Origin of the sequence: Nocardia gipuzkoensis, from assembly GCF_021183645.1 — a bacterium.
GTDB lineage: Bacteria > Actinomycetota > Actinomycetes > Mycobacteriales > Mycobacteriaceae > Nocardia > Nocardia abscessus.
Map to the genome: position 1 here is coordinate 6,816,731 of NZ_CP089225.1, position 15,090 is coordinate 6,831,820.

2 protein-coding genes are annotated in these 15,090 nt (G+C 67.9%); both read left to right on the forward strand.

The annotated features are described in order from the left end of the window. Positions 1–13,191, forward strand: coding sequence for a helix-turn-helix domain-containing protein (locus LTT66_RS31135; protein WP_233062108.1), 13,191 nt, complete (start codon positions 1–3; stop codon positions 13,189–13,191). A gap of 544 nt (positions 13,192–13,735) precedes the next feature. Next, positions 13,736–15,088 (forward strand): cytochrome P450, encoded by a 1,353-nt coding sequence (locus LTT66_RS31140; protein WP_233062109.1) that lies wholly within the window; start codon positions 13,736–13,738, stop codon positions 15,086–15,088. Positions 15,089–15,090: the final 2 nt, after the last annotated feature.

Consider the following 15,090-nt stretch of genomic DNA (forward strand, 5'->3'; position numbering starts at 1 on the left):
GTGGACGGTTCGTTGTCGCTGAACCCGGTCGTGGAACTGCGTACCTTGTTCGAGGGTTTGCCCCCTGTGGTGCGGCGCCCGATCGAACTGGTGGTGTTCGGGGGCGACCTGCCGCGCGCCGACGTGTCCGGTATGCGGTGGATGGCCGGGGAGCTGCGGTCCAAGGCCGCCGCCATGAACGGTCACGCGGAGGATGCGGAAAAGCTACTGGCGCAAGAGGATTCGCTCGGTGCGCTGGGTGACCGCGTGCGCGAGATCTTGCGTCTGCACCACGAGGGCGCCGCCAGGCTGCGGGAGGAAGCGCTGGCCTTGGCCGATCAAGCACACGCGGCCGCCAACGACGCGGAGAAGACACTGTGCGTGATGTTCGCGTTCGGCGTCGAGCTGGCCTGGCGCATCATCGCGACGCTGTCGGCAGCCGCCGCGGCGGGTCCGGCTGGAGAGCTTGCCGCGGCTCCCGTGGTGGAGTCGATGCTGATCGAGGGCCGAGGCAAGGTCGCGCTGATGCGCGCGGGTCTGGAGCAGGCCTACAAGGTGGGCGCGGCGAAGACGGCGGCCCGGCTGTCGGCGCTGGGACCGCACCAGTTCGCGTTCACTGTAGCCAAGGCCGCCGCGCTGCCCGCGGGCGTGGATCTCGGGGTACAGCTCATGCAAGTCGGTTCCGGTGACCGGAATACGACCGTCAAGGGCCCGAACGGGGAGAACCCGAGGGGTATCGATCTGAAGTCGGTCGAAGCCGCGGCAGTGTCGGGCGCCGGAGGCGCGATGGGCGGCATAGCCGCGGGCACGATCGCGCCCAGGGTCTTTCCTCGTCTGGAGACCAGCCGTTCGGCGCTCGGGCTGGTGCAGGGCGTCGCGGGCGCGGTGTCCGGTCTGGGTGCGGCGGCATTGATCACGGGCTGGCCGGAACACTTCGAAGACGTGCTGGCGTCGCTGCTCAGCGGCGGATTCGGCGGAGTCGTGGACGTCCATGGTGGCCCCCACTCGACTCTCGGTTCCCCCCTCGCAAAAGTGGTCGACGGCAGTGGGGCCTACGTCCCTCCGGATCCTTCCACGGTGAATCTCAGCAAGGACGCCGTGCTGCGTCTGGCGGGGGCTCCTCTAGGTACGAAATCGCTGACGCCCGCTTCGCCTGCTCCGGTGGACAGCAACGCCGACACCACCCTGCGGCCCGCGAACTCGGCCTTGCCCGGCCACGCTATGGCTACCGGAGCATTGCAGCCTGGAGAGAAGCTCGTTTCGGCGGGTCCGCCGGGAGCTACCGGCGATGGACAGCACGAGCCGGACGAGTCGGGAGACCTGCGGCGCCTCGCCGATTCGGGATCGGGATCGGGTGAGCAGTCCCCGGCCCTGGATGGACACACGAACGGTCGAGCGGGGGCGGACGGGCAACCGACGGACCCCACCCCAGCTGCGCGGCAAGGCCATGGGGCATCAGCAGATCGCGCCGGTGATGGAGCGCCTCCTGCAGACCTCCCCACCGGTGGTGATGAGCCCTCCGGTGGTGCCGCACGGACCGGTGGAAATGCGCAGGACGGTAGTGGCGCTGCGCAGACGAGTGATCCTGCGCGCGGCAGTGCGCAGGATGGTGGCGCTGGCGATGCGCAAGCCGGGGACGGTGGGCAGGCCGGTAATGGCGGCGGCACGCAAGCTCGCAATGGGCAGGCCGGTGGCGGTGCCGGCGGGGGTGGCAATGCGCAGGCCGGTGGTGTTCCCGGTGCTGGTGGTGGTGCGCAGGGCGGGAGTGGCGTGGCTTCCGGCGCGGTCCTGTCGGGCGCGGGCGGCGCCCAGTCCGGTTCGGAACCGCAGCGATCGGCGGAACAGGGTGAGGACGACGCGCACGCGGTCGGTGGCAGCCGCGGCGCCCGAGCTCCGGTCGGCGACGGTGCGGCTGGGCACGAGCCGGCGGTTGCGCGGCCGAAGCCGGGACCGGCGAAGGTCGATCCGCCGGCGGAGGTCGGCAATGCGTCCGGCCGCCATGGTGCGGGTGGAGAGGGCCCGGCCCGGGTTACGGCGCCGAAGCAGGCGGACCTACCACCGGCGCAGGAGCCGTCTGTGGGGCGCTCCGAGGATGCGGTGCCCGCTGACGCTCGCCCGTCCGTGCAGGACGGACCCGACCGCCCGGCGGAGCAGCTGGCACAGGAACTCCTGGGGTTGCCTTCGGCGGATCCGGCGACGAAGCAAGACCTTACCGCCGAGCGGCAGGCACAGTTCAAGGCTGCGGCGAAGAAGGCGCTGGCGTTGTATCGGCTGCGGCAGGAGGAGCTGGCCGGTGAGTCGTGGGAGCAGCGCAGGCACGCGATGGAGCATGGCGATCGAGTGGAATCGCTGCTGCGGTACATCGATGCGATGCGCGAGGGGACCGGGAAGACGCCGCGGTGGAATCAGATCAAGGCGTTCCTGCTCGGCGAGCACGGGTTCATGCGTCAGATGGGCACGGGGCAGGGCAAGTCCATGGTTGGTGCGCTGGATACGTTGTGGCAGTTGTCGCGCGGGGAGCCGGTGGAGCTGGCGAGCGGTGAATCGGTGCGGGTGCATCATGTGATCACTACGACCGAAGTGCTGGCCAACGAGGGGGTCCGGGAATTCGCGCCGGTGCTGCGCAGTCTCGGGTACGAGATCGAGCGCTGGGATCCGCACAATCCGCCGGGTGAGGCGCAACGCCCGACCGTGTACTACATGACCTACGACGAGCGTGCGACCGCGGAGCTGTTCGACCGGCCGCCGCCGGGGAAGACCGCGACCATCGATGAGGCGGACGCGGTGCTGGTGCACAACCAGACGGTGCACTATCAGTCCGAGGGGCAGCGGGAGATCGCCTCGGAGGTGGAGGCCGCCGGGGTGTACCGGGTGCGTGACTTCTTGAAAGCCGTCTTGCGCAGCAGAATCACGGCGGCGAAGGACCTGTCGGTGCATCTGGAAGAGGCACTCCACGATGGGCCGTTGACGGCGGAGGAGGCCGGAGCGGTACGGGCGATGCCGGCGGAGGAGGTCGAGGCGGCACGGACGCTGACGGCGCGGTTGCTGCGCGAGCAACCCGAGGAGTGCCTCGACACGGTGAGCCGGTTGTGGGAAAGCTACGCCGGGCGGAAATTCACCGCCGAGGAAACCGAGATGGCCCGAGCTTTCCTGGACGTCAAGGCGGGCCGGTTGAAACTGAATCGGGATTTCCAGGTGTTCGGAGAGGGTATCGAGAAGAAGGTCCAGATTCTCGACGAGTACGGGAAGCCGCGAAGCGATCCGAAGATCGGCACCGAGAGCCGGTGGTTCGGAGGACGCCACAAAATGGTGGAGGCAATGTTCGGTGCCCCGGTGTATTCCGATGGGACGGGATCGAAACAGGTCACCGTGGAAGACGTTCTGGGCGGGTACGAACATCTGCATCTGATGTCGGGCACGCTGGAGCGGACCGCGGCGGAGATCAAGGAGAATTTCCCGGTCGAGGGTGGTTTGGCGAAGGTGGAGGACTTCGGCCGGTCGAAACTGGCGGGGGAGGAGGATCGGATATTCCTCACCGAGCCGGAGAAATTGCGGGATGCGGTGACCCGGGTGCAGCAGTTGCAAGCTGAGGGTCGGCCGGTGCTGGTGATCTGCCCGTTCAACGATCTGGCTCGGAAGTTCTCGCTGATGCTGACCAAGGCGGACGTGGAGCACAACGCGATCGATGCCCGGTGGTTCGCCGAGCACCGCGACAACAATGCCGCCGAGGAGCACCTGCTGTCGGTCAAGGACACCGCGGGTGTTCGGGGCGCGGTGACCGTCGGCACGGGGATGCTGGGCCGGGGTTTCGACGTGTCGATCAGCGACGAGATCGACCGGCTGGGCGGGGTGCACGCGCACATGCTGGGGCGCTCGCCGACCAATCCGGACGAGGACCATCAGTGGTCGGCGCGCGCAGGCCGCAACGGCCGCAACGGCAGCTTCTGTTTCAACGTCGCCGCCTCCGATCGCCTCTACAGCGAGGCGCAGCAGCACGGTGCGCGGGTCGCGGTCACCCACTACCGCGCCGCGGTGGCCAAGCACGCCGAGGCCACCGCCGAATACACCGAAACCGCCCGTCAGGCAGGTGATACGGATGCGGCACAACCTGGGAAGTCCGTGCAGGCGGCGCGGACGAAGGTCGCGGCCGCCGCGGCCGATGTCGCCGCGGCCGAACGGGAGATGCGCAGCCTGACCTCCCCCCTGCAGAACGACGCGGCCGACCGCACGTATCTGCAGCGTGCGATGCGCCGCGCCAACCAGGCCCACGCGCCCCCGGCCACAGGAGATCTCGCTGCCACCTCAGTCGCCGCGCCCCAGAGCACCATCGCCGCGAGCCTCTTGCACACCGAGCCGGGCGCTGCCCATACTCCGGCGGGCGTTGGCGAGACGTCGGACACCGGCCACGCCGGGGCGCGGATGGACCGTGCCGCGATGGAGGCCGTGCACGCCGGGCCTGACGCCGTTCAACCGCACCTGCGGGGGGACCGGTTCGCGCGGCTGGCCGGGTGGCTGGGGATTCCCGCATCGGTCCAGGCCGCCGCGGCGATGTTCGACACCGGCGATGACGACGACCCGTTGAGCCGACTGCTGCAACGAGCAGGCATCTCCTCCGCTGCTGTGGAAGCGCTGAACCAGCATCTCGACTACGCCCCGCCCGTGGCGGTGATGCAGGCGGACGCCCTCACCGATGAGCAAGCGCTGAATCATTTGACGCCGCAGCGCAACCGGCTCGCTGCCGAACTCGGCTGGGAACCTGCCCAGGTCGCCGGCGCGGAGGGCGTGCGGCAGGTCGGCGCCGCCGTCGACACGGCCCGCAAAGAGCTGGCGGACTTACTGGACGTGACCGCCACCGACGTGAACGCCGCCACCGCCCGCGCCGGGCTCGCCGACGCGGTCGCCCGTCTGCTGGCCCCCACCGAAACTGCCGACGACCCGGCCACCGAACTCCTCGCTTTCGCCGCTTCCACTTACCTGGCCGTCACCGCCCTGCTCGACCTCACCGTCGCCATCCACCAGCGCAGCCCGAAGAGCTGCGTCAACAACGGCGTGACGGTGATGCGGGTGCTGTACCCCGATAACGCGCACGCCTACCACATGCCCGACGACCTGCCACTGCGGGGCCACGACGCCGAAGACACGGAGCGGGCCTTCGGCGGTGCCTTCCGGGCATTCCGGTCGCTCGACGCGGCGGCCGAATCGCTGAAGGACCGGCCCAGGGGGAGCCAGGCGCTGGTCTACAAGTGGATGAACAAGGGACAGGTCGAGAGCCATTTGGTGCTGCTGGTGAACGACAGCGACCGGCGTGACGCCCCGAATCTGGTCGTCGTGGACATTGCGGCCGCTCCGGGCCAGGTGCCGATCACTCCGGCGGATCTGGCGGGCCGGCCCGCGCTGCTGAACAAGGCAGTCCCGTTCCAGCAGTGGCGGCGTGCGCAGCAAGAGCTCATCGAACGACTGAAGGAGTCCGATCGCGGCGTTTTCGCCATCGAGTTCGACCACAAGGGCCAACCACTCGCGCGCGTCTCCGCACCACAGCGTTCTGCTGTCACCTCCCAGAATCCCGGACTTCCCCCACCATCTCTTTGGTCGAGCCGGGCCCCACCGCTGCGGCGGAACGAGTTCGACCTCGCCGGTCATCGCCCGCCCGGCGACGGCGCCTTACCGGACATCTCCGTGCCGGCCGATACGAGTGAACCGGACACGGAGCCTTCGAATGTCGGCTCCATGGAAGGCCGCATCGGTAGCAGGCCACCGGCGGGACGCGACCGCGAGCCGACCTGGTACGAGCGCATTGCGGCGGGTTTCACTGCGGCCGATGCCGAGAGGACAGGTCGGGCCACGCAAGGCGGCACGCCCGAACTGGGCTGGCTGACGTCCGTGTTGGGTGTGCCGACTACGTATTTCGATTCGCCGGTCGGTATGACCGTGCTCGGCGAACGCCCCGAAGACGCGCTCGCGGCCGACATCCTGTCGTTGTGGCATCGCCTCGGCGCACTGGCCGCCGAATTCGAGAACCGGGGCTTCGGGCAGTGGTACGAGCGCACCATGCTGCGGCTGACCAGCTGGGTGGTATCGACGCCGGTACAGCGGTACCGGAACTTCTACGCGGCCGAACATGGCGGTGTCGATGACAGGCGTGTCCCTCTCGGCGCGTCGGGCGAGGTCGGTCTGGCAGGAAACCTGCACGCTGTGTTGAAGACCTCCCAGGGCACACCGGGCGGTGGGGTGATGTTCGACGAAATGTGGGATGAACTCGGCGATATCGTCCACGGGATCGAGGGTTACTGGGTGCGGGATCGCCTGCATCTCACCGACAATCTCGACACCTTCAACGCGGGCATCCGGAGCGGACTGTCACAGGAGGAGGCGGCGCGCGCCACGTTCACCGGAAAGATGGCCGACCGCAAAGGGTTCACCGAGGTCATCGTCGGCGACCTGGACGGCGAACCCGGCGACTATCAGAAAGTCGAGGTGACCTTCGTTCGGCCGAGCCGCTTCTGGGAGGTGCGCTGCCGCACGCTGGCGCACCAGACCGGAGTCCAGTTTCCGGAGCTGTTGAATCGGGTGGGCTGGTCCTCCGAAATCGCCCGCCTGCGCGAGCACGCTGCCCGGCAGCATGCGTCGATGCGACGTATGCGCTCGCACCGTCCGGGCGACGCCGAGGTCCCCGCGGACTGGTCGAGCTGGCAGCAGGCGATCGAAGCGAAGGTCGCGCGGGTCGAGCAGCTGGCCGAGTGGGTCGAGCGGTGGTGGGCCGAGCAGGACACGCAGGATCACGCCGCCGTCGCCGCCGATGTGGTGCGGCGCCACCCCGGTGCCCGGTGGGTGACGCCGAATACCGTCCTGCTGCCGAGTCGTACCGTCGTGGTGATCGCGGAGGAGGGCCGTCACGACGACGCCCTGACCGATATGCTGCTGCGCAATCTCGAGCTGCGCGACGAACTCGGTATCGCGGGCTACGACGTGCGACGGCTGAAACCCATTGTCGACTACGGAGTGTCGGGAAATCCTGCCGTGCGAGCGGAGGACCTCGGAACGGGCCGTGTCGGCGGGACGCGCGGGCCCGGTGGTTACATAGGCAGCCGGCCACGGGAAGAGAGCTCCTCCGGCGACCGCGCGTCCGCCGGTCCCGACTTCCAGGACTTGGTGCTCGCAGGCAGGGGGTCCGGACCAGCGGAACGTTCGCTGGTCGAGGATGCGCCGGGGGTGCGGGTCGAGTCGGTGACATTCGGCAATGGCACCCGAGTGTTCGCGGAGACGTACACCGACCCTGTCGCCGCTCTCGAGCAGGTGCTGCAGCGGAAAGTCGCGGAGATCATGGACGCGCCGGTCGGGCGCACCTGCCTGATCCTGGAGGACGACACCGTCTATCGGGAGATCGTCCCCGGGCGCCCGGGCGACAGCGTGGCACTGGACCGGGGGATTCTCGGCTCCCGCTCGGCCACGCGACTCGGTCTCTTCGACGCGGTGACCAGGACGAACCGCGCCGCGCGAGAGTGGAGTGCGGGGCCGGACAACGAGGTGAGAGGTGGTCGCGCCGCATCCGCGATCGACGCGACGCCGACCGGTGCATTCGCCGCGAGGTTCGTGCGGCAAATCGACGGCCGCGAGGTGTGGCAGCACCACGGCATGCCGAGGACGGAACTCTCGACCATTCGGGAGCGTGTGGCGTACCTGCAATCGTGGATTTCGAATCTTCCGGTACCCAAGGAGTACAAGCCCGCGCTGCATCGCGTACATGGCCGGTACATGGACGCGTTGGCGGAGGTGGAGTGGCGCGCCGCGCGCACGCCGGACGAGATATCGCGTCGCGCCGGGCTCCACGTCGAAGCGCAGGCCAAGGCGCGGCTGGTCGAGACGTTCAACCTCGACTACCCGCACATCACGATCGCGGGGTTCGAACATCCGGATGTTCCCGCCCACGTCGTCGAGGAGATCCTCGGCGCACTGGACGAGATGCTGACCAGATTCCCGGGCCGTACCAACATCCGGGGACTGTGGATCGATTACCTGGGTGACGAGAACGCGAGCGCCGCGTCTTTCGCCCAGCGCGACTCCGAATCGACTTTCCGAACCCTGGGGATACAGTTCAGCCTGCGCAATGCGAGCAGGCCGGCGTGGACTGTCGAACGTGGAATCGCGATGCGGGAGCGCGGTTTCAATCCGATCGGTGACAGGCCGTTCCACCACGATGCTGTCCACGAATTCGTCCACGCGATCGATGCCGTGGAACTCCTGTCGGTGCCCCTGCGGCAGGTGCTTCACGAGACCTGGTCCCGGCTCCACGAACTGGGCCTCCGAGAACCCGAGCAGACCTGGCTCGCGCGACTGCCCGTGTACGCCTTCGCCGACGAAACCAAGGCGCAGCTGCGGGAACACGAGGCGCTCGCGGTCGGATTCGCCGAGACGGACATCCACGGCGCGGCGGTCGGCACGCCGCAGTGGGCGATCCACGAGTACGTCACCGCCGGTCGGCCACCGCAGATCACCCCCGACGTCCTCGGCGATCTCCAGGCGCAGGGGAACCATCCCATCTCGGCCTCGGCCCCGCACCCGGAGGGCACGGGCGACGCCGACCTGACCCGGCCGTCTCGTGATCCCGATCCCGACGCGGTGCCATCCGGATCGGAGGCCGTCGTCCCGGACCTCGGCCCCGGCCAGGGGCCGCCCGGCTTCCTGCAAGAACAGCGGGGCTTGCGGCGACAGAACGAGGCGGCGGTTGTCCTGGCCCGGGCCGGCTTCCGGGTAGAGCAGCACCCTGTCGAATCCGGCGCGCGTCTGCCCGACTTCCGTATCGAGGGACGCCTCTTCGACTGCTACTCGCCAGCTACCGGCAAGGTCAGCAATATCTGCTTCGAAATCCGCCGCAAGGTGTATGTGAAACGCCAGGCCGAGCGGATCGTGGTGAACCTGGCCGACTCGACGGCGGACCCGGGCGGGTTGAGTCTGGCGTTGCGTCGGCACCCGATCCCGACCCTGCGCGAGATACTGGCCATCGACCGGCACGGCACCGTGCTGCGGCTGTGGCCGGGACCCGTGACTGTCGTAGGGAGCCGGCCGGGCACCGGCCACCACGGATTCATCGGCAGCAGACCGCCGGAGCGCACGCCCGCGCCGCTCGACTCGTGGCCGGATGCGGCGTTGACGAGCGATGCGCGTCTGCTCAACGAGGAGGTGCGGGCCGGGCGGGGACCGCTTCGTAGCGAGCATTTCCCGGTGCCGGGGTTGCGGATGAGGAGCAACGATCCGGGCCGGAACGCGGCCTTGCGGATGTTCTCGCTCTGGCAGGCATATGTGGCCAATCGCGGATTGGGAAAGCTTGTCAGCCGGTGGGATTCGGCGGCGACTCCGGCCATGCGTCGCAGGGTGCTGGCGGAACTGTACTTCTGGGTATCGCAACAGCGCTACATGCGGCAGGTTTGGGCCGTCGGGCGCGACCCGAGCGTGGCGGGAGAACACGGAGAAAGCCATCCCGACTATTTCCGCACCAGACTGGGCGACGACGCGCCCAATATGGACATGGTGGGTCACCTGGCCGGTCTGCGTGCCGGGGTTCGCCGCGATCCGCAGACCGGGAAGTGGCACGGCGGCGTCGGGACACCGGCGTTCTGGACCACGCTCGCGATCGGCCGGCTCGTCAGAAGCCGGATGGACGTCGACGCACCGGGCACCGAGGTGTTGCAGAACGTCGTGGAGCTGCCCGGTGGCGCCCGTGTCGACGGGAACGTCCTGTACGCGCTCGAGCGTGGCCGGTTCGTGATCGAGACCGCGCGGGCAGGCGATCAGCGGACGATCTTCGATGCCGCCATGGCCGAACTGGCCGCAGCTCTCGACCAGCGGTCGCCACAACCGTCTGTCGACGTGCTGCGGCGTCTCGCCGACGCGGTCTACCTGCTGTTCCAGGCGCCGCTGATGACGCGGGGCAGCGACGCGACGATCCGGACATTCGCGGCGACGGTGTTCACCTTCGCCTTCGGCCGGCCGCTTCGCCTGCCGCACGACATCGATCTGCAGGCCATGTCGAGACGGCAGCCGGATTTCGTCGAGTGGTGCACCGGAGCGCTCGAGCGCGGTCTGCGCAAGCCCGACGAATCCGACGCGGCGGGTCGCCCGGACGCGCTGCCGGAGACGGTCGCGTGGGACCGTCCGCCCGGATTCATCGGCAGCCGTCCCCAGGAGCAGTCCGATCCGTCGTTGGACGCCTCGCGGGGCGCGTGGCTCAAGGCGTTGCGGCTCGAACAGGGGATGAAGCAGAAGGACGTTGCGCAAGCGGCTGGTCTGACGAATGCGGCCCTGTCCAATATCGAGAACGGGCGACGGACCTCCCTCGGCACTTTTCAGCAGGTCTGCCGCGTACTGGGAGTAGAGGGCGAGGCGCTGACCGAAGCCACTCGGCGGTTCTACCCGGGTGTCGAACTCGAAACCGATGTTGCTGCGCACAATTCGCCGGGTAGCTGGGTCGCCGCGCAGCGCAACAGCCGGGGGATGACCAAAGCGGACCTCGCACGCACGGTCGGAGTGACGCCGACGCGGATCTGGGAGATCGAGAACGGGGATCGCCCGCCACCGAACCTCTTCTTCCGGATTGCTCGAGCATTGGGCGTGGGGCAGCAGGCGCTGGGGCAGGCTGCGCGAAGCCTTTATCCGGATATCGTGCTCGATCTCGAACCGACTGCGCACGATCCAGCCTCACCCGGCAACTGGATCATGACACAGCGGCACAGCCAGGACATGACCCAGGCCGAGGTGGCGCGAACCGCGGGCACATCGGCAGGGTACATCGCCGGAATCGAGGGCGGTGAATACACTCCGAACTCGATTATCTTCCGGCGGATCTGCCGGGCCCTCGAAGTCGCGCCGGAACTGCTGGGGGTGGCCACCCGCCATTTCTATCCGGATCTCGAACTCGAACTCGATCCGGGCGCGCATGATCCCGCGTCGCCCGGTAGCTGGATCGTGGCTCTGCGTCACGACCGGGATTGGACCAGGACCGAACTCGCGAAAGCGATCGGGCCCGGCTGGGGTCATCTAGCCCATATCGAGACCGGAAATTACGTGCCGAGGTTCGCGGTCTTCCGGCGAATCTGTGCGGTATCGGGTATCGATGACGAACTGCTGCGGGCGGCCACCCGGCACTTCTATCCGCACATCGATCTCGACCTCGAGCCGGTGGCACAAGACCTCGGCAGGTGGATCACCGCACTGCGTCACGACCGGGACATGAGCCGCGCCGAACTCGCCCGAGTGACCGGGCTGTCCACGAAGTACCTGGCTCAGGTCGAGACCGAGAATCGACGACCGCGGTTCGGCACGTTCCGGCGAATCTGCCGGGCGCTGGGAGTCTCGGGTAGCCTGCTGATCCAGGCGGTGCGGGACTTCTACCCGGATATCACCGCGGATATCGATCCCGCTTCACACGAATCGCTGGGGCGTTGGATCGCGGCGCTACGTACCGACGAAGGAATGTCGGCGACCGAGCTCGCTCGGCTGGCGCGGATACCTCGCAGCACTCTTTCCAGTATCGAGAACAATCGCTATCTTCCGCGGCTGAGCAAACTGCGGCAACTGTGTCGAGCGCAGGGCGTCGGTGGCGAGTTCTCGCTGGAGATCGTCGAGCGATTCTATGCGGGTCGATACGAGCGGTCCGGCTATCGAGACGAAGAAGAACTGTTCAAACGGTATCTCGTGACCCGGGTGGGTTCGCCCGAGGAAAGAGAGGTCCAGGACGAGATTCTCCAGAGGTTCGCGTGGGTTCCGAAGGCGGTGGCGCGTCGGGAGCCGCCGGATATTCGTGACGATGCGGTACAGGCCGCCTGGATCGGGATGCTGAGTGCGATCGCCAACCACGTGCCGTCTGCGTCGTTCGCTGCTCATGCGTGGGCCAGTTGCCGCGCGGCGGTGTTCCGGTACCGTCTAGCGCTCCGCTTCCCCGATCTCGACAATCGCACACGGAAGCTCGTGAGCACGGTGGAAGCGCAGATCCACCGGATGGTCTCCGCCGGTGCGGCGCTCGAGGACACCGAGATCGCTCGGGGAGCGGGATTGAAGGTGGCCGATGTCGCGCTGGCTCGGGAAATCCTGGCTCGACCGACGCTACGGCTGGACGCGCCGATCAGCGGCAACGACGGGTCGATGCACCGGGACGTAGCCGATCCGGTTCCCGCGGGGTTCTCCGACACCGACTTCGCGATGACTGTCCGCGCCGCACTCGCCGACATGGCCGACCCCGCAACCGCGGAGCGGCTGGTCATGCTTCATCTGGTCGAGGCCATGTCTTTGGCGCGCACCGCCGAGCGGCTGGGGTTGCCGACCGCGGCCGCGGCGGACGTTCTCGCCGAAGCGATCGCCCGATTGCGCACGGCGTTCGACCATCGTGAACCCGCCGATGTCGCCGCGAGTGAGCAGAACCGGCCGACGCCGTGGAGCAAGGCGCGGGCGGAGCCGGATCAGCCGCCGAATCCATCGGGTTCGCACGGTGATTCCGTTCCAGGCGAGGGCATGACCGGGCCGGACGGATTCATCGGAAGCAGGCCACCCGAACCGGGTGAGTCTTCACGTACGCAGGCACCGGAGGAGACGCCGCGGGCGACGCCATGGTCGCGCCTGTCCGACAGTGAGACACACGATCCGCCCGACGGCTCGGCTCCATCCGCAGCGTGGCCGACCCCGAACGGCACGCAGCCGTTCCGGCTGTGGTTGAAGGCAGCTCGCCTGGCTCACGGACTGACTCAGGCCGGATTGGCCGCTCGCATCGGCGTGCCGAATTCGGCGACCTATATCGGTTCGCTGGAGCGTGGCGTGACGATCACGCGGGATATGGCGGTGCGTCTGCTGGAAGGTCTGGCTGCTCCCGGCGAGGTGGCCGAGGCAGTTCTCCGAGAGTATTTCCCGGACGAAGACAGCGAGTTTCCCGATCCCGGGTCCGACCGATTTCGCCATCCCAAGGACTGGATCATCGCCGCTCGCACGAGCAAGGGACTGTCACGCACGGAGCTGGCGGTGCGCGCAGGTGTGGGCCTGACCGGTTTGAGTCAGAAAGAGCGCGCGAACAACCCCCAGGGCGAATTCGCCATCAGCCCGGATTACGCGCTGCGTCTCCTCGCCGGACTGGACACTCCGGGCGATATCGCCACGGCGTTCATGAGTCGCTTCTATCCCGGCTGGGGAGCCGGAGCGCGAGCCGACGAGCGACGAAGCGCCGGGCCCTGAGGGATTCATCGGCAGCCGGCCCGGAGATGAGGCGCCGACGGATCCGGTGCGTGCGCGGGAGCCGGGGCGCGCCGGAGCGGATGCCCCACCGAGCTCATCGGGCCGGTCGACGCGCGTGCCGCGCCGCCCACCTACACCAGCCCGATGCCGAGATGCGCATGCGGGCCGATCGGGTATCGCGGGAGCACTGGGTTGCCGGGGCGAGCCCGGACGATCTTGGGTCGACGTCAGCATTGGAAAAGCGGGGCAGTCGGGTGGCTGGTCGCCGGGGCAGGCGTGTGGCTGGTAGCCCCGCTGCGCCACTTCGCGCTCATCCATGGTGACCTGCGCATCGACAATGTGATGTTCTCCCCGGAGGGGCGGTGACCATCATCGCCTGGCAGACGATCACCCGGGACATGGTCGACACCGCACGCGCCCGATAGCCGCGTGCACCTGGATTCTGGCCTGAGTGTCCGCGGCGCTTGTCGCGGATTGCTGACTGTAGTACCGTCCGGACATGTGTCCATATTATGTCTGGACAGATATCCCTGAAAGGATTCCCATGGCACTGGTCAAGCCGCAACAAGTGTCCGGAGGTGGGGGCGAGCACGGTCACCTCGAGGAGTTCCGCACCGATCCGATCGCCTTGATGCGCCGCGTGCGCGCCGAATGCGGCGATGTCGGCTCCTTCGAACTGGCCGGTCGCGACGTAATCATGCTGTCGGGCGCCGAAGCCAACGAGTTCTTCTTCCGCGCCGGCGATGAGGACCTCGACCAGGGGGCCGCCTACCCGTTCATGAAGCCGATCTTCGGTGAGGGCGTGGTCTTCGACGCCCCGCCGGAACGTCGCAAGGAAATGCTGCACAACCAGGCGCTGCGCGCCGAGCACATGCGCGGGCACGCGAGCACCATCGCGCGCGAAGTGGATCAGATGCTCGCGCACTGGGGCGAGGAGGGGGAGATCGACCTGCTCGACTTCTTCGCCGAGCTGACCATCTACACGTCCTCGGCCTGCCTGATCGGCGTAAAGTTCCGCAACCAGCTCGATTCCCGCTTCGCGCACCTGTACCACGAGCTCGAGCAGGGCACCGACGCCCTGGCGTACGTCGATCCCTACGCACCGATCGACAGCTTCCGCCGCCGGGACGAGGCGCGCGCGCAGCTGGTGGAACTGGTGCAGGGCATCATGAATCAGCGCGAAGCCGACCCAGCCACGGGCAAGGACGACCGCGACATGCTCGACATCCTGATCTCGGTCGAGGACGAGCACGGCACCCCGCGATTCTCGGCCAGTGAGATCACCGGCATCTTCATCTCGATGATGTTCGCCGGGCACCACACCACCTCCGGCACCGCCGCGTGGACGATCATCGAGCTACTGCGCCATCCGGAGGTGATGGCCACCGTCGTGGCCGAGCTGGACGAGCTGTATGCCGACGGCTCCGAGGTCAGTCACGGTGCGCTGCGCCAAATCCCGAATCTGGAGGCGACGCTGAAGGAGGTGCTGCGGCTTCATCCGCCGCTGATCATCCTGATGCGAATCGCGCGTGACGAATTCGAGGTGTGTGGACACCGCATCGCCGCCGGTGAGATGGTGGCCGCGACCCCTGCGGTGTCGAACCGGATTCCCGAGGATTTCCCGGATCCCGACACCTTCGATCCCGGTCGCTATCTCGATCCGCGGCAGGAGGATCTGGTCAACCGTTGGACCTGGATTCCCTTCGGTGCCGGCCGCCACCGCTGCGTCGGCGCGGCATTCGCGCTCATGCAGTTGAAGGCGATCTTCTCGATCCTGCTGCGGGACTGGGAGTTCGAGTTGGCGCAGCCATCGGACACCTACCGCAACGACCATTCCAAGATGGTGGTGCAGCTGGCCCAGCCGTGCCGCGTCCGTTACCGCCGTCGGCGGCGGTGATC